The organism is Bradyrhizobium sp. USDA 4341, from assembly GCF_054063755.1.
Genome location: NZ_JBSSGO010000002.1, coordinates 6,448,847 through 6,466,138 on the forward strand (window position 1 = coordinate 6,448,847; position 17,292 = coordinate 6,466,138).

A 17,292-nucleotide genomic window follows, 5' to 3' on the forward strand; every position below is an offset into this window, starting at 1 on the left:
GCGTTTGTGCGCGCGTCGAAAAACGGTCATCCCGGCGAAATGTGTTTTGCATAGCGTGTAACTCCATTTCTATTTCTTTCTGAATCAGGAGAGCACTATGCGGCTTTGGGGAGCCATTCCGGCGCTCGCAGTTGTTGCTGGCGCCGTTGCCATCTCACCGGTGGCAAACGCCGAGAATTTGGTCGAAAAGATCATTGGTGAGTTCAAGCACGAGGTCAGGGACGAGCTGCGTGACCTGCGCGACCGCGGTCATGAAGGTGTGCATCAGTACAAGCACATCGTCGTCATCTACCAGGAGAACCACAGCTTCGATAACCTCTATGGACACTGGGGCGATGTCGGCCGTGACCGGATCAATGGTACCTCCGACGCCGATCAAGCGCATACGCTGCAGGTCCGGCAGGACAACCAGACCGTCTATGCCTGTCTGTTGCAGACTGACGTCAACCTGACCTCTCCGTCGCCGCAGCCGACGACCTGCACCGACAACACGGGCTCGGTCGCGATCCTCAGCGCCTTCAAGAACAAGCCGTTCGAGATCAACGACTTCATCCCGACCTCGGCGACCACCTGTCCGAAGCCGCTCGGGTCTTTCGCGGCGCACGGCTTCCTCAACGGCACCGGCGCGCCCGGTGGCTGCACCGAGGACATCGTGCATCGCTTCTACAGCGAGCAGTACCAGCTCAACGGTGGCCGGCAGAACCGTTACATGACCGGCAGCGACGCCGCGGGTCTTGTCATGGGCTACTACGACACCAAGAAGCTGCCCATCTACACCTATCTCCACGGCCACGGTGCGCCGAACTACGTGATCGCCGACAGCTTCTTCCAGGGCGCCTTCGGCGGTTCGTTCCTCAACCACCAGTTCCTGGTCGCGGCTGCGGCGCCGCAGTTCGTCGGTGCCTTGAACGACGGCAGCGCCAATGACTTCCACTCGATCGTCGACGCCAACGGCATGCCGACCAGCACGCCGCTCTATGCGCCGGTCTCGACCGTGAAGGATGCGCAGCTGACGGCGAAGTGCAACCAAGCCGGCCTGCCGGCAGGCCTCGCCTGCGGCGACTACGCGGTCAACACCACGCAGCCGACCTATCAGCCCTATTCGCCGGGCACTCCGGACATCAAGCGCCTGCCTCCGCTGCACACGCCGAACATCGGCGATCGGCTGTCGGCCAAGCATGTTGACTGGGCCTGGTATTCGGGCGGCTGGTCGAACGCCAATGGCGATGTCGGCGCGTCCGGCTGGACCAACGGCAACGGCACCACCTGCACCGATCCGAACCACCTCTCCACGGCGGTGTTCCCGAACTGCCCCGATGTGGACTTCCAGTTCCACCATCAGGCGCTCAACTACTTCGCCAGCTACGCGCCCGGAACGCAGGCCCGCAGGGATCACCTGAAGGACGAAGCGGAGTTCATCCAGGCGGCCAAGAACGGCCGGCTGAAGCAGGTCAGCTTCATCAAGCCGATCGGCGAGGAGAACGAGCATCCGGGCTACACCAGCGAATCCGAAGGCAGCCAGCATCTCGTCGATCTCGTCAAGGCGATCGTCGAAGGGCCGGATGGCAGGGACACGCTGATCGTCATCACCTATGACGAGTTCGGTGGACAGTGGGACCACGTTCCGCCCCCGCCGCACAACCGTCGCGGTGCCGAAGCCCGTGCTGCGGATCAGTGGGGTCCGGGCACCCGCATTCCGGCGCTGCTGATCGCCAAGCGCTTCAACAAATCGGGCGTCGCGCATGAGGACTTCGACACCACGTCGATCCTCCGGCTGCTCGAGAAGCGCTTCGATCTTGATCCGCTGGTGACGCGCCCGGTGCGCAGCCTCTCGGCGGCGCTGAAGGCCGGCGAAGGCTGGCATTGACCCGAGAAACGATCCTGGCCCGCGCCAACGTCTGGCGCGGGCCAGGACCTTCACCAGGCTTCAGGGCCCTTACAGGATCAGATCGTGTTGCACGTGCGGGACCAGCGCTGTCATGTGGGTGCTGTCGCCGACCATGGCAGCGCTTTCCGGACTGGGCGCGAATGTGAAGGCGGGTGTCCAGGTCGTGTGGCCCTGAATATCGACCTGAAGAAGGGCCGTCGCTGAATCGCCGTCCCCGTCGGCGGCAGATACATCGAACAGCAGATTCGTGCCCGGGATGCTCGTCTTCTCGGTATAGGTGATGTTGTTGACCGTGAAGGTGGCGTTTCCGGTTGCCGCATGATCGTAATCGACCTGGACCTGATTGAACGCCTTTCCGACGTAGAGCGTGTAGGTCGATGTCGTGTTGTCAAAGGCCGCGGTGTTGATCAGCGAAGCATCCGACGTTTCCTGCACCACGATGCTGGCGCTGCCGCCTTGCGGCTTTGGAACATCGATGCAGAAGTCGTGAACGTGGGCGCTACCATCCAGAACCTTGAAAACCACACTTGCCGTGCCGTTACCTTGCCACTGGGTCAGGGCGAAGCTGGTCTTCTGCTGCTGTTCGGAAAACGCGAGATTCAACTGCTCGCAGGGATCCATGCTCAGCCCGGTATCGCCGACCGCGATGCCATTGCTCGATGCCTTGACATCGAGCGGATGGCCATTGCTGTTGGATCCGGTGATGACGAGCTCGCCATCCGGCGCCGTCAGAGACGGCGTGCCGCCACCCGAGGCGCCGAAATCGGAGCCGGTCACGGTGGCCTCCTTCAGCAGATCGTCGCTCTTGAGATCAAAGCAGAAGGTCCCGTCCGGTTCGATCAGCAACTTGAAGTACGGATCCGCCAGCGTGCCGCCGCAATCCGTTAGATAGGCATCGAGTTCGACTCCGCCGCCCACCTCGTGGGTCGAATAATAGAAAGTGAAGTGGTCGCAATTTCCGGTGACGTTCACCGAAGTGACGCCGTCGCCCAGTTGCGCCGTCGCCAGATCGAAGCCCGTGTCGCCGACGGCTCCGCTGTGGATGGCAACGAGCATCGCGGCTTCGCCGTCCGCGCCGAAATTGACATCGTAGGTCCCGTTGACGAACTGATGGTCTTCATTGGCAATGCAGATCTTTGGGAAGCCGCCAATGGTCGGACTATCGTCCGTGATCGTCAGTTGATTGCCGAGGTCGATGCTCGCGCTCTGGGTATCGCCATCCTTGTCTGTAATGGTGGCAACCAGGTTCACGATGCCGGCGGTCAGCGACACGGCTTCGTCGGCGCTGGTGCAGGACGGATGCGTCACCGCGCGATACTCGGTGAAAGTGACGCTCCCCGTGGCCGGATCAAGCGCGATGGTGAATGCCAGCTCCCCGCTTGCCGTGCCGACATGGCCTTCAACGGTGTTGCCATGCTGAACCAGCACGTCGGCGCAGCCCGTGTGCGAGTCGATCAGGCCCGACGCTGTGCCGTTACCGCCGTTGATCGCCAACGCATAGTGGGTCGTCGCGCCATCGGCGCCTTGAACCGAAGTGAATGCCGTCGAGAAATCGGCCGAAATCGTCGTCAGCGCCGCGCACGGCGCCGAGCCCGCGATGTGGTCGTCCAGCGTCGTTGCCGTCAGATGCGTCTCGCTCAGCGTCAGCGATGGGGCTGTGCCCGTCGCCGCAATGTGCGGGCCGTCGTCCGTGATTGTCAGCTGCTTGCCGAGATCGATGCTTATATCCTGGTACAGGCCGTCGATGTTCGTCACCGTCGCGATCAGGTTTACAATGCCCGTCCCCAACGCGATCGCTTCGCCGCTGTCCGGGCTGGTGCCAAGCGGTTGTTCCACCGCTCGGTGTTCGACGAAGGTTACGCGTCCGGTGGCCGGATCGACCGTGATGGTGAATGCGAGCGTGCCGCTTGCTGTGCCGACATGGCTTTCGATGGTGTTACCGTTCAGAACCAGCACGTCGGAGAGGCCGGTGTGCGAATCGATCAGCCCCGACGCTGCACCGTTGCCGCCGGTGATCGTCAGCGCGTAGCTGACCGCCAGACCCGCTTCGGTAACGAATGCCGCCGAGAACTCGCCAGAGGTCGTCGTCAACGCGGCGTCCGGTGCCGAGCCGGCGATGTTGTCGTCCAGCGCCGTCGCTGTCAGGTGGGTCTCGCTCAGCGTCAGCGACGGCGCCGGTCTGGCCTCGATCAGCGGGCCGTGGATGGTGATCGTCACCACCTGCGGGGTTCCGCCAATCGTGGTCACCGTGAAGCTGTCGGTCAGCGTGTCGCCGACATGGAGGGCTTGCACGGAGCTGTCGGCGTTGTTGAGCGTATAGGTCCACACGCCGGCCGTCGTTAGTGTGAATGTGCCATGGCCGCCCGCGCTTGTCCTCGGCACGTTCACCGCGGTGAAGGTGTTGGCGGGGTCGTCGACATCGGTGTCGGTGAGCGTGCCGGTCGCGATGAGCAGACCGGGCGAGGCTCCGCTGACGCCGACTGCCCCCACAACCGCGCCAGCCTTGGCGCCGGAGATGATGGAGGCATCATCGACACCAACAATCGTGATGTTGAAGCTCTCACTCGTCGCGAGCGTGCCGTCCGATACGGTGATAACGAAACTTTGGCTCGAGTTGACCTTCAGCGCGTTGATCGCGGCATTGTTCGGAACGAATGTGTAGTTTCCCGTCGCGCTGTTGAGGTAGAGCGTGCCAAACTGTCCGGTGCTCGAGACGTTGTAGGTCAGCTGGCCCAGCACCACGTTGCCGGTAATTCCTCCGCTGATGCCGAATGTCACTCCACCGTTCTTGCTGCTCGCGGAAAAGGTCCCGCTTGCTGCACTGAAGTCGTCAAATTTCGTCGTGTCGATTTCTGTGAGCCCTGCTCCGAGGTTCAGGCTCGGCGGCACCGGCGGTGGCTTGAAGGTCTGAATGGTGGCGAAGATAACCTCCGGCACGGGCGCGAGCGGATCTTGCGTCAGCGGCGGGGCGCCAGGCTGAAAATTGATCGGTTGCAGCAACGGCGACCCTTCGGAAGCGGGCATGCCGGACCCTTTTGATCCTGCTCCCTTCTCGAAATTAGCAAGCGCCTCCTGTTGGGCCTCCCGTAACTCCTCCATGTGCGTAGGGGAATTCGCGACATGGCTTACGCCGACAGAGGACCCTCTTTTGCTCAGGATGATCGTCTCGCCGGGATCCTCGACAATGATGTGCCGGGGGATCGCCTCCTTGGTCACGAGCTCAAACACGCCGTGGTGGAGGTCCTTGTAGCTGATGCTGTCGTCGTCCAGAAACGTGACGTTCGGCTCCGCAGCCCGGGCGTCCTCCAGGAGCGAGAAGGTCAGCGCGGTGAGCGACAGCGTGCCGAAGCCGCCCGCTCGAATGTTGCCCACCGACGGGGCCGCTGTCGGGGTGCCCGACCTCTCCAGCCAACTGCCAATGGAACGGAAGATGCCCCTGGTCTTCGCGAGCAGGCCCGGTTGCGCGATGTCGCTAGGGTCCTGCGCGCACCCATTTAGCTCGAGGCAGGTGCCGCCTGGCACGTCGAGCACCCCGCCATCGATCAAGCGTATCTCGATCCGTCCGCCGGCTGCGACCTCTATGACGTCCCCCTCGCGAACGGGGTCGCCAATCGCGCCGCGAACCGCGATGCCGCTTGCACGCCTGATAGTGCCGCAGCCGATCGCCGTCTCAATGTTGCCGATCAATCGGGGCGGCTGGCCCAAAGCGGCCACGCACACGCCCCCGAACTCGACGCCGGACGCAACTGACATTGGCTTTTCGCCTGCTGAGCAATTCAGACGGAACGTGGTTGCCGTAGTTTTTTGGTTTGGCTCGCCGCGAGGTGAAAAATCCTCGCGTCAGCAGCCATAGGCTTGCCCGCCGAAACGTCCTGATTGAAACTAAATTCGGTAGTGAAAATAGAACTCCAGTGCGGAGCCTTACGAAAATGGCAGAACAGCTGTCCTTTATCGCGCGTGCAGCCCCACAAAATTAATAGTATAGTTACCAAGCAAATTGTCCACTTATTAATTTTTAATCTAACTGCGTCAGGTGCTTAGGCCTGTCCGCGGCAACTCAATTGGCACTCCAGGTCCTGCGGTCTCGGCCCGGCGGTCCGGTTACCATCGCGCTGCGACACGACGAAATCTTCTCAAAGGAGGGGATCGTGCGCATCCATTTGATTGTTCAGTTGCTTGCAAGCTTCGTCCTGGCGCTCGCAACTCTTGCGCCCGGCCAGGTGCAGGCGCAAACCGAGCCGGCCCAGCCCGCGGTCCAGAATTCTTCGTTGAAATTCATCGGAAGAGTCGTGGCGGCCACCGGTTCGGTCACGATCGAGCATGAGAGTGCAGTCGTCGTTCAGGCAGCGCTGCCTGACAAGCCGCCTCAGACGCAGGTTGGCGACCCCGTCTATTTGGGCGATGTGGTGCAGACCGGAGCCGACGGACGGGTGGGGATCAACTTCACCGATGGCACCTCGTTCAATCTGTCGAGCAACGCCAAGATGGCGATGACCGAATTCGTGTACGACCCGAACGGCAAGTCGAATTCGACCTTGTTCAAGCTGGCCAATGGAACGTTCACCTTCGTTGCCGGCAATATCGCGAAGACCGGTGACATGAAGATCGACACGCCCGCCGCAACGATGGGAATTCGAGGCACCACGCCGCGCATCGAAATATCTGAGGATGGAACTGTGAAGTTCGCTACGCTCGTTGAAGAGGGCAAGAGCAAGACCAGAAAGACCGGGATACGAACGACGCAGCGACCTGAGCAAAACATCCTCCACAAATTCAATCCAAACATCTGTCGAGGATGCTAGGCCAGGCGCGGGCCTTTTCGAGCAAGCAAGGGCCGACATGAAATCTCGTGCAACCGCCGGCGCAATTGTCAGCCTGATATTGCCTGTCGTTGCGCTCTTTGCGTTGCCGGCGGTCGCGCAGAAGCCGAAGCCAAAGGACAGCTATCTGCGGAACGTCGAATTGTGCAGCGGCCGAGACCATGCGCCCCTCGACGCGCGCATTGACGGATGCACGGCGCTGATCGACGCGGGCCAGGACATGACGCCCGCCGGCCTTGCGATCGCCTACAACAACCGCGGCAACGCCTACGCCGCCAACGGAGACTATGACCGCGCCATCCGGGATTTCGATCGATCCATCGAGCTCAATCCAACCTACGCCAAGCCGTTCAACAACCGCGGCGTGGCTTACTTCAGGAAGCGCGAATACGATCGCGCGACCGACGCGTTCGATCAGGCCATCAAGCTCAACCCGAATTACGGCGAAGCCTTTGCCAACCGCGCCGGTGCCTACCTGAAGAAAAATGAATATGCCCGCGCTGGGCAGGACTACGATCAAGCCATTCGCCTCGAGCCGAACCTGGACGGCGTGTGGAACGGACGCTGCTGGAGCAGGGCTATCCTTGGTTCGTTGCAGGAGGCGCTGCAAGATTGCAACAAGGCGCTGCAATCGGGGTCGGCCAATGCCGCGACCTACGACTCGCGCGGCCTGATCTATCTGAAGACCGGCGAGCTCCGCGCAGCGATCGACGACTATAGCTCCGCGCTCCGCATCGAGCCGAAGCTGGCAAGCGCACTCTATGGACGCGGGCTGGCGAAGCAGAAGCAGGGCGACAAGGCCGGCGGCAATGCCGACATCTCGGCGGCCAAGGCGATCCAGGGCAGCATCGGCGACGATTTCACCCGTTACGGCGTGCAATAGACGCCTATGACCGAGGCGGGCCCGAAGCCGCTTTTCGATGTGATTGCGGCTTTGTCGGCTATCAGAGGAAGACCGGACAAGCAGAGGAACAGGCGTCTACAGCCGCCTTTGCCCCATCTCCGACATCACCCCTCCGGCACCCCGGCTATGCGCATGCCCTCACAGAGGCGCTCTTGTCCAGAGAGATAAATAGGATTGTCGCTTATTTTGGCGGCGCGCAAGCGGCGGATCGTAAAGCCTGGGTTGAGCGCCAATCCTGCTTTCGCAGCAGTTCGCGCCTCATCGAGCGCGCCGAGCAAGCCCAAGGCGGCGGCGAGCGAGAAATGTGCGAGAGGATGAGTGTGGTTGGCCTCAATGCTTCGTCGCAGCCAACTGACGGCTTCGGCATCCGCACCGACATGTAGCTTTGCCACGCCCACAAAACGCATCAACCGGTTGGCACCGCGATCGCGAGGGGACAGACGGAAAGCCTCGAGTACATGGCCTTCAGTTTCGGTAGGGCGTCCCATATAGAGTTTGGCTAAACCAATAGCGCCGTGAGCATAAGCCAAATTGCGATCAAGTGCTAATGCCTGCTCGCATTCGGTAATGCCTTGCTTGGCGCGGTTTGTTACAATGTAGACGAGAGCCAGGATCAGACGGCCCCCAGGAACGTTTGGGGCTAGCGAAAGTGCTTTGATCGCGTTCGCTTCGGCTGCCGAAAGGAGCGCGGCTCGTTCGTCCGTTAACAGGTCGGCTCCCAATGTCAGATCGACGTTTGCCATGCCGATCAACCCCCAAATCGCTCCGATACCTCGGGGATCGATCACCAAAGCACGTTCAAAAAAGCCGCGCGCCCTGGCCAAGTCCTCAAGGGTCGGCCCGTTGTACAAGCAGGCAGTACCCTGAAAGAACAGGTCTAGTGCGTCGGGATGCAACGACCGCTCCGCTTGTCGTGCCTCGACTACAACGAGCTGGGCACCTAACGAGTGGGCGAGCCTGGATACGATTTCGTCCTGCATATCGAAAAGATCGGCGACTGGCTTTTCGAAGCGATCGGCCCAAAGATGTTTGCGGCTTTTGGCATCGATGAGCTGCACGTTCACTCGAAGCCGCTTGCCGCTGCGCTGCATGGAACCTTCAAGCACGTACCGGACGTTCAACTCGCGGCCGACTTGCTGTACGTCGATTGCTTTGCCCTTGTATGAGAACGCGCTGTTTCGGGCGATTACGAACAAGCCACCGATGCGCGACAAGTCCGTTGTTAAGTTCTCGGTTACACCATCGACGAAATAATCTTGTTCGGGATCGCCGCTGAGGTTGGCGAAAGGCAGTACAACGAAGGAAAGACGAGGCGGCGAAAGTGCGCTCGATCCCGTGCGCTGATACCGTGTCGTTGGGTTGGGTTCATCCCACATCACGGCATAGGCTCGAACCGGACGGTCGATGTTTTTAAGGTTCTGCTCGCCCAGATCGGCGATCTTACCTCCAACCTTGCCTTGGACTTGCTCGTAAACAGCAGAGGAGATGCAGATCCCGCCGGGCACAGCAATGCCCTCAAGCCGTGCCGCGATATTGACGCCATCGCCAAAGATGTCGTGAGGCTCGACGAGCACATCACCAATGTTGACGCCCACGCGAAAAGCGATGCGTCTGTCTTCCGGGTCGCCGGTCGTAAGTTCGTGGACCCGGGCTTGGAACTTAAGCGCAGCCCGAACCGCTTCGACCGCGCTCGAAAACTCCACCAAGAACCCGTCGCCGGTGTTCTTCACGATGCGGCCACCGTGTTCCGCAATTGCGGGCTCGACGCCGTCAGCGAGGAGCGCCATGAGCTTGGCATGGGTAGCCTCCTCGTCAATGTGCATGAGCCGCGAATAACTCGCCACGTCAGCCGCCAGTATCGCCGTCAACCTGCGCTCGACCCGCATTGACCGCTCCTGCAGCATAGTCGCAATCCAACCAGTTACTTTACTACAACAAGTTGAAAGGATTGCCCATCCGCGATGTCGCCTATTGGCCCATCGCGACATATTGCGCTGCCGCACGAAGTCGGTCGCTATAGGGGCAAGGCAGACATTGCTTTAGTCAAATCACGCCGCCGGGTTTATGGGTACACGGCCTAGTCCATGATCTCGACCGTCGCCGAACGGCCGGCGACCAGCGCGATGCGGTCCGGCAACCGGTCCAGCGTGATGCGCACGGGGACGCGTTGCGCGAGCCGCACCCAGCTGAAGGTCGGATTGACGTTTGCGAGCAGGTTCGCGCCGTCCGTGCGGTCGCGGTCCGCGATGCCGGCCGCAATGCTCTCGACATGTCCGGTGAGCCGAACCGGCTCGCCCATCAACCGGACCTGCGCCTTGTCGCCGACGCGAATGCGCGCGAGCTTGGTCTCCTCGAAATAACCTTCGACATGCAGCGTATCGCTGTCGACCAGCGCCATCACGCCCTTGCCCGCGGTGACGTAGGCGCCGGGCCGCAGCTCCATATTGGTGATGGTGCCGTTCACCGACGCGTGGACCTCGCTGCGATCGAGGTTGAGCTGGGCGACCGCGCGATCGGCGACCGCCTGGTCATAGGCGGCCTTGGCCTGGAGCTGGGTGGCCAGGACCTGCTCCTGCTTCTGCTGCGACACCGCATCGGTGGTCAGCGCGCTGTAGCGCTTGAGGTCGGCGTCGGCCTGATCCAGCGTCGCGCGATGGCCGGCGACCGCAGCGTCGGCCTGCTGCAACGCCAGGGCAAAGCGTGCGCGATCGATCCGGAACAGAATATCGCCGCGATGCACCTGCTGATTGTCCTTGACCAGCACGTCGGTGACGAAGCCGGAGACATCGGGAGCAACCTGCACCACGTCGGCGCGGACCCTGCCATCGCGAGTCCATGGCGACTCCATGTAGTAGACCCAGAGCGCGCGGCCGACAGCTAGCGCTGCAACGAGCGCGATCGCGGTCAGCGCAACCCGGCCGAGCCAGGCGAAATTCCCTTTCATGGCAGAAACTCCGAAAGATAGACGACGATGCCCAGCAGGCATACGTACAGGGCGAAATTGAACAGCGCGCGATGCCAGACCAGCCGGTAGAGCCCGAAGCGCTGCATGATCCGGCTGATCCCCGCGCACAGCGCATAGGCCACGATCAGCCACAGCAGCAGCGCCGGGACCAGGACACCGTAGATGTCGAGCTCATATCTCATGCAGCAAAACTCTCCTCGGGCTGCGATCGATACGCAGGTGCATCGGGAAACAGGCCGCGGCGGATGCCGACGAGGCCGAGCAATGCATCGTCCCGCGCGCGCTCATTGGGATCCTTGACGACCGCGGTCAGCGCCGCATCGATGCATGACAGCAATTCGGCCGGCATCGCCTCGTCCGCATGGGCGCGAAATGCCGCCGCGAGGTCGTCCAGCATGTCGTCGATGGCACGCACGGTCGATGCGGCGAGGCCGTAACGGGCCCGCCTGAGGTCGATGATGTTGAGCCCGATGCGCAGCTGGACCAGGCTGTCGGCATCGCGGCGGTCGCTCTCGGAGATGAAGGCGATGCGCTGCACCAACAGGCCGAGCCGATGCAGCATCAGGCCGGCAAACTGCGCACGATCGCCGTGGCCGCGCCGCTCCGCCGCGACCGCAAGCGTCTGCCAGCCCGACGTCATCAGCCGTTTGGCGATCCATTCGGCGCCGACGCCGCGCGCGACCCGCGTCACGATCTCGGCGATGACGACGCCGAGGAAGAAGGCGACGGACGTGTTGGCCAAAACTGGCAAAATCGGCGCTGTAGGTCGATTGCAGCGCCAGCAGCGTCGCGGTGTTGGCGGCGAGCGCCATGCCGATCGGCGCGGTTTTGGGCCGCGCGATCAGGAAGCCGTACAGCAGGAAGGTCGGCGCCAGCGCGGCGATCAGAACCTCGACATGGGAGATGCCCGGCACCAGCGCGAACTGATAGATCGCGACGACGACGATCGCGACCAGCGAAAACAGGCCGAAGGCCCGGATGCTGCGCGCCGGCTCGTCCTGCGCGGCGAAGAAGGAGCAGGCGACCGCCGCCATCATCGGCGCCGAGGCGCCATCGGCCCAACCGGTCGCAATCCACAGGCCGCAGCAGATCAGGATGGCGACCGCCGCCCCCGCGGCGGACCAGAGCGCCATGCCGTGGTCGCGATGACGGACCGGCGCGGCCCCCGCCTCCGGGTGGAATGCCAGCGGGACGGCGGAGATATCCTTACCCGCAGCAATCGCATCGCCGATGGCGCGGCAGTCGGCCGAGATGTCGACGAGCTCGCGGAGCCGGAGCAGCAGGCTGATCGTGATGATGCGCTCGCGCGGCGCGAGGCCGTCGAGGGCAGATTGCCGCTCGGCGATCGCAGCGCGGATCTCGTTGCCGGATTGCCGCTGGCGATCCTCGTCCACGATCCAAGCGGCGAGATCGCCGATCAGGCGCCGCAGCTCCGGCTGCCTTTGCAGCGCCGCTTCGCCGAGTGCGGCGAGCCGGTCTTCGATCGACGTGATGATCGGCAACAGCATCAGCATGCGCAGCCGGACCTCGCCGAGGCCACGCGCGGTGCCGGCATCGGCCAGCCGGTCATAGGCGACATGGGTCGCCAGCGTATCGATCTCGACGATGTCGGTCGCAAGGCGAAGGCGTTGGGCCCGGCGCGTCTCGCTGGTCCCGTGATCAAGCAGTACGTCGCGGGAGAGGCGGCGCGCATCCGACAGCCAGCTCCTGACGCGGCCGCCGACCGCCGGCGCGACGCTGCGCGGAAACACCACGGTCGACACCAGGCTCGCACAGATGATGCCGAGCGAGATCTCCTCGACCCGCGCCAGCGCGACATCGAAGATGCTGCCCGGGTCGGCGACCGACGGAAAGCCGATCAGTGCGACGGTATACCCGCCCAGCATGAAGACATAGCTGCGCGGCGTGCCGTCGAGCAGCGACAGATAAAGGCACAGTCCGACCCAGAGCGCGATCGCGAGGCACAGCAGCTCCGGCGCATTGATCAGGTTCGGCACCAGGGCGACCGTCATGCTCGCGCCGACCAGGGTGCCGATCACGCGGAAGAACGCCTTCGAGCTGGTCGCGCCCGCCAGCGGCTGCGACGTGATATAAACCGTCGCCATCGCCCAATAAGGCCGCGGCAGATCGATCGCCAATGCGATGACAAGCGCCAGCATCGACGCGGCGAATGTCTTCAACGCGAAGATGAGGTCCGCGTGGCGGACCAGGAACGGCTCTTCCGCGCGCATGACTATTTCGCCTCTGCAGCGGTCTTAGCTGTAGCGGTCTTGGCTGCAGCGCTCTTGGCGTCTTGCAGGCGGCTCGCCCGCGCCTCGATGCGCTGCAGCGTCTCGAAGGTTACCGCAAGTTCCTCGCTGCCGATATCCTTCAGCACGCTGGCCCGCACGCGGCGCAGCACCCGGTTGGTCTCCTCGACCTTGGCTTCGCCGGCCGCGGTGAGATGCAGTGTCTTGGCGCGCCGATCTGTCGGGTCCTCGCGACGCTCGACCAGGCCTTCGGACTGCAGCAGATCGATCAGCCGCACCAGCGAAGGCCCCTCGATCCCCAGCTCGTCGGCGAGTACTCCCTGGCGGACGTTCTCGCCCTGCCGCGACAGCACCAGCAGCGGAATCGCCGTCGCGTAGGACAGGCCGTGATCGGACAGCGCCTGATCCGACTCGCGCCGCCAGATCCGCCCAAGCCTGGTGATCAGGCGGCCGATCTCGGCGTGGATATGGGATTGCGAAGGAGGCATGCAAATTAGATAGGATACAAACTATTAGGCTGCAACTATATAATCCGGAACGTTCCTGGTGATCACGTAAAAGCGATCGAGCAAGCGGCAATGGGCACGAGCTCCACGGCGGGAGCTGGCGAAGAATTTCGGGCCGAGAGCAGCCTGGCGCTGGTCCCGACCTTCATCGTCGTGGCCGTGGATGCGACTGGATTGGGGATCATCCTGCCATTGCTGCCGTTCTACTCGCAGCGGCTTGGCGCGACGCCATTCGTGATCGGCGCGCTGATCTCGATCTACGCGCTTTGCCGGCTGATCGCCGGCCCGGTCGTCGGCGCGCTGTCCGACCGCTACGGTCGCCGCAAGGTGCTTCTCGTCAGCCAGATCGGCACCTGCGTCGGATTCGTGCTGCTTGCCGTCGCGGGCAACCTGACCCTGGTGTTTCTGGCCCGGATCGTCGACGGGCTGACGTCCGGCAACATTTCGGTGGCGCACGCCTATGCGGCCGAGCACAGCGCGCCGCAGGCCCGCAAGCAGGCGCTCGGCATGACCAGCGGCGCGATCGGGACCGGCCTATTGGTCGGCCCCGCGCTGTCGGGCCTCCTTGTCCACTACGGCGACACCGCACCGGTATGGGCTGCCGCAGCGTTGTCGCTGATCAGCATCGTTGCCACGGTCGTTCTGCTGTCGCCGGATCATCCGGCCGCAGAGCCGCTCTATCAACAGCGGGTGCCCGAGCCGGCGCTGCCGCACACGATCCTCGGGTCGCGGTATGCGTGGCGCGTGCTCGGTCTGCTCATCGTGTTCTTCTTCGTCAATTCGATGTTCCTGTCGCAGATCGGCCTGTTCCTGTCGGCGCGGTTCAGCTGGAACGGGCATGCCTTCGGCGCCCGCGAACTCGGCGCGGTGTTCGCCTATGCCGGTTTCATCAACATGGTCGTGCAGTGTGCCCTGATCACGCGCGCGAATATCTTCGCGTCCGATCGCATCATTGTCCTGGCGGCGTTCGCCTGCATGGCAGCCGGATTGGTCGGACTTGCGTTCGCTGACCGGATCAGTCTGCTTGCCGTATTCCTGACGCTGATCATCGTCGGCATGATGTTCGCCCGCAGCACGCTGACCGCCGAACTGTCGCGCAGCACCGCGGTCAACCGGCAGGGCATGATCATGGGTCTCAACCAATCGCTGATGTCGGGCGCCAATATCTGCGCTCCGCTGCTGAGCGGCGCGTTGATTGGTCACCAGCTGTACGTCAGTTGGACACTCGTGATGGCGGCGATCGCAATGCTCGGCGCAATCCTGGCCGGGCAACTCCTCCCGCCGGGACAGCCCGCACCGAAGGTCTGACGGCGCGGCAGCAAGCCGATGCGCGCTCTCGTTCGGAAGCACGAGGTGGGTGCGGCTGACGGCGCGGTCTACGGATCGAGCTCAGTATCCCAGTAGAGATAATCGAGCCAGCTCTCGTGCAGATAGTTCGGCGGGAACAGCCGGCCGTTGCGGTGGAGTTGATGCACCGTCGGGGCGTAGGGCGTTTGCCTCGGAAACATCTTGGCCTGTTGCGGCGTCAGATTGCCCTTGCGCAGATTGCACGGCGAGCAGGCGGCGACGACGTTCTCCCAGGTGGTCTGGCCACCCTTGCTGCGCGGAATGATGTGATCGAAGGTGAGGTCGTCGCCCGACAGGCAATATTGGCAGCTGAATCGGTCGCGAAGGAAAACGTTGAACCGGGTAAAGGCGGGGTGGGTGCTTGGCTTGACGAAGGATTTGAGGGATACGACGCTCGGCAACTGGATTTCGAAGGAAGGACTTCGTACCGCCCGGTCGTAATATTCGACGATGTTGACACGATCGAGGAACACCGCCTTGATCGCGTCCTGCCAGGACCAGAGCGACAGCGGGTAATAACTCAGCGGCCGGAAGTCCGCATTCAAGACCAGCACCGGCCAACCGCCTTGCGAGACATGTGCGTTCAAATAACGCTCCTGATCTCCCATTAGCTGCGAAGCAGCATGCACTCACATACTACAGGCAGCGTGACGGGATTGTGAAGAGCAATGAGCGGCTTATCCGCCATGCCCTGCCATGTTCCTGCCCCGATTGCCTCCCGCCCGCGAGGCCCGTAAAGGGAGCCGCAAGGCCCTGTCGGCCAGTGACGGACCCTGCCGATGACCACGACCACAAGCTATCTCGAGGCGCCGCGCCGGTTGCGCGCATTCGTGCGTGCGCACGAGACGAGCCTCGTGGTGCTGGCGCTGCTGATCGGCGCCATCGGCGGTCTCGTGGTGGCGGTCATGAGCGGCCTCGTCACGGTGCTGCATTCGGTGCTGTTCAATCTGCCGCTGGGCGATCGGCTGTCGAGCCAGCCCAGCATCGATCCCGTGCGCGCCCTCGTGGTTCCCACGGTTGGCGGACTGGTGCTTGGAGTAGCGTTCCTGCTGCTGCTCAGGGTTCGGCCGGCCCGGGAAATCGACCCGATCGAGGCCAACGCGCTTTATGGCGGCCGGATGTCGTTCCGCGGCAGCGTGATCGTGGCGCTGCAGACGATCTGGTCGAGCGGTGTCGGCGGCTCGGTCGGGCTCGAGGCCGGCTACACCCAGCTTTCGAGCGGCCTGGCCGCCTCGCTCGGCCGCGGTTTTCATCTCCGCCGCAACGACCAGCGAATCATGGTCGGCTGCGGCGCGGCGGCGGCAATCGCTGGGGCCTTCAGCGCGCCGCTGGCGGGCGCGTTCTACGCTTTCGAACTTGTGATCGGCGGTTATACGCCGGCGAGCCTGACCCCGGTGGGCGTTGCCGCGGTGACCGGCTATTTCGTCGCCCATGCCTTCGAGCCGCTGCCGCTCGGCGTCGGCGTCGGAACCGTCGGCGACGTGCTCGGACGGGATCTTGCGATCGCCGCGCTGCTCGGCGTGGTCGCGGCCCTGACCGGGATTGCGATCATGCGCGGGGTGGCGCTGTGCGAGACGCTGCTCGCCAAGACCCGGCTCTGGCCGCCGCTGCGGCCGGCGCTGGGCGGGCTTGCGGTCGGCGCCATGGCGCTGCTGACGCCGCAGGTGATGTCGTCGGGCCACGGCGCGCTGCGCTTCGCCGGCATCGTGGCGATGCCGCTCACCTTCATTGCCGCCGTGTTCGCGCTGAAGGCGGTCGCCTCGATCGTCTCGCTCGGTTCGGGCTTCCGCGGCGGATTGTTCTTCGCCACATTGTTCATGGGCGCGCTTGGCGGCCGGCTGTTCGCGGCCGGCGTCGACATCGTGTGGCCGGGGCTCAATCTCGATCCCAACGCCTATGCGGTGATCGGCATGAGCGCGCTGTCGGCCTCGGTGATCGGTGGACCATTGACGATGTCGTTCATCGCGCTGGAATCCACCGGCAATCTCTGGCTCACCACCGCGGTGCTGGTCGCGGTCATCATCTCGACCACGATCACGCGCGAGTTGTTCGGCTATTCGTTCGCGACCTGGCGGTTGCATCTGCGCGGCGAGACCATCCGCAGCGCCGCCGATATCGGCTGGATCCGCGATCTCACGGTCGGCAAGATGATGCGGCAGGACATGACGACGGTGAACGCCGCGATGCCGATCGAGGCGTTTCGCGAGGAATTCCCGCCAGGCTCGAAGACCCAGGTCGTCGCGGTCGACGGCGAGGGGCGTTATGCCGGGCTCGCGCTGGTCGCGGAAGCGCACGCGCCCGATCTCGAGGCCGACAAGGGGCTTGCGGCCATCCTGCGCTACGCCGACGTGGTGCTGCATCCCGCCATGAATGTGCAGGAGGCGATCGCGGTGTTCGACGCCGCCGAAGCGGAATCGCTCGCGGTGGTCGAGGACGACGGCGACCGGCGGCCGATCGGCCTGCTCACCGAAGCGCACGCGATGCGGCGCTATGCGGAAGAATCCGAGCAGCGCCGCCGCGAGGTGATCGGCGAGATTTGATTGCGGCGGGCGCTTTCGACCCGTCATCCTGAGGCGCGAGCTCTTGCGAGCCTCGAAAGATGCACGGCCGAGC

Annotated in this window: 11 protein-coding genes and 1 pseudogene; 5 read left to right on the plus strand and 7 right to left on the minus strand. The window is 63.4% G+C overall.

Translation table 11 applies throughout. The annotated features are described in order from the left end of the window. Window positions 1-97 precede the first annotated feature (97 nt). A complete protein-coding gene (locus tag ACVIGB_RS36560) occupies window positions 98-1,867 on the plus strand; it encodes an alkaline phosphatase family protein (RefSeq protein WP_456719033.1) in 1,770 nt (589 codons plus the stop codon). 69 nt (window positions 1,868-1,936) lie between these two features. Here the strand turns inward: ACVIGB_RS36560 and ACVIGB_RS36565 are convergent, their stop codons facing one another. Then, on the minus strand, window positions 1,937-5,641 hold the full coding sequence (locus ACVIGB_RS36565) for a DUF5801 repeats-in-toxin domain-containing protein (protein ID WP_456719032.1): 3,705 nt from the start codon (window positions 5,639-5,641) through the stop codon (window positions 1,937-1,939). Between the two features lie 515 nt (window positions 5,642-6,156). On the opposite strand from ACVIGB_RS36565, the gene ACVIGB_RS36570 reads away from it, so the two are divergent. Together ACVIGB_RS36570 and ACVIGB_RS36575 are read left to right on the plus strand one after the other, a co-directional pair. Continuing rightward, window positions 6,157-6,690, plus strand: a complete 534-nt coding sequence (locus ACVIGB_RS36570; protein WP_456719031.1) for a FecR family protein — start codon at window positions 6,157-6,159, stop codon at window positions 6,688-6,690. 37 nt (window positions 6,691-6,727) lie between these two features. Further along, the gene (locus ACVIGB_RS36575) at window positions 6,728-7,591 is read left to right on the plus strand and encodes a tetratricopeptide repeat protein (protein WP_456719030.1); all 864 of its coding nucleotides are present in this window, start codon (window positions 6,728-6,730) and stop codon (window positions 7,589-7,591) included. A 125-nt stretch (window positions 7,592-7,716) separates the two neighbouring features. Here the strand turns inward: ACVIGB_RS36575 and ACVIGB_RS36580 are convergent, their stop codons facing one another. From ACVIGB_RS36580 to ACVIGB_RS36600, 5 genes and pseudogenes are all read right to left on the minus strand, one after another. Further along, window positions 7,717-9,516, minus strand: a complete 1,800-nt coding sequence (locus tag ACVIGB_RS36580) for an adenylate/guanylate cyclase domain-containing protein (protein WP_456719029.1) — start codon at window positions 9,514-9,516, stop codon at window positions 7,717-7,719. Window positions 9,517-9,689: 173 nt separating this feature from the next. After that, entirely contained in the window at window positions 9,690-10,556 is an 867-nt protein-coding gene (locus ACVIGB_RS36585; RefSeq protein WP_456719028.1) for an efflux RND transporter periplasmic adaptor subunit, read from the minus strand. After that, window positions 10,553-10,759: a DUF1656 domain-containing protein gene (locus tag ACVIGB_RS36590; protein ID WP_456719027.1), complete on the minus strand. Its 207-nt coding sequence runs from the start codon at window positions 10,757-10,759 to the stop codon at window positions 10,553-10,555. Before ACVIGB_RS36590 ends, ACVIGB_RS36585 begins: the two co-directional genes overlap by 4 nt. After that, window positions 10,756-12,808, minus strand: a pseudogene (locus ACVIGB_RS36595) (FUSC family protein). Before ACVIGB_RS36595 ends, ACVIGB_RS36590 begins: the two are co-directional and overlap by 4 nt. 2 nt (window positions 12,809-12,810) lie before the next feature. Then, complete coding sequence (locus ACVIGB_RS36600) at window positions 12,811-13,314, minus strand: MarR family winged helix-turn-helix transcriptional regulator (RefSeq protein ID WP_092123232.1); 504 nt, start codon at window positions 13,312-13,314, stop codon at window positions 12,811-12,813. Window positions 13,315-13,404: 90 nt separating this feature from the next. Between ACVIGB_RS36600 and ACVIGB_RS36605 the strand changes: the two genes are divergently transcribed. Next, window positions 13,405-14,640, plus strand: coding sequence for an MFS transporter (locus ACVIGB_RS36605; protein WP_456719025.1), 1,236 nt, complete (start codon window positions 13,405-13,407; stop codon window positions 14,638-14,640). A 68-nt stretch (window positions 14,641-14,708) separates the two neighbouring features. Here ACVIGB_RS36605 and ACVIGB_RS36610 read toward each other — a convergent pair whose 3' ends face one another. Further along, on the minus strand, window positions 14,709-15,266 hold the full coding sequence (locus tag ACVIGB_RS36610; protein WP_092123236.1) for an HNH endonuclease: 558 nt from the start codon (window positions 15,264-15,266) through the stop codon (window positions 14,709-14,711). Between the two features lie 192 nt (window positions 15,267-15,458). On the opposite strand from ACVIGB_RS36610, the gene ACVIGB_RS36615 reads away from it, so the two are divergent. Continuing rightward, window positions 15,459-17,219: a chloride channel protein gene (locus tag ACVIGB_RS36615; protein ID WP_456719024.1), complete on the plus strand. Its 1,761-nt coding sequence runs from the start codon at window positions 15,459-15,461 to the stop codon at window positions 17,217-17,219. Window positions 17,220-17,292: the final 73 nt, after the last annotated feature.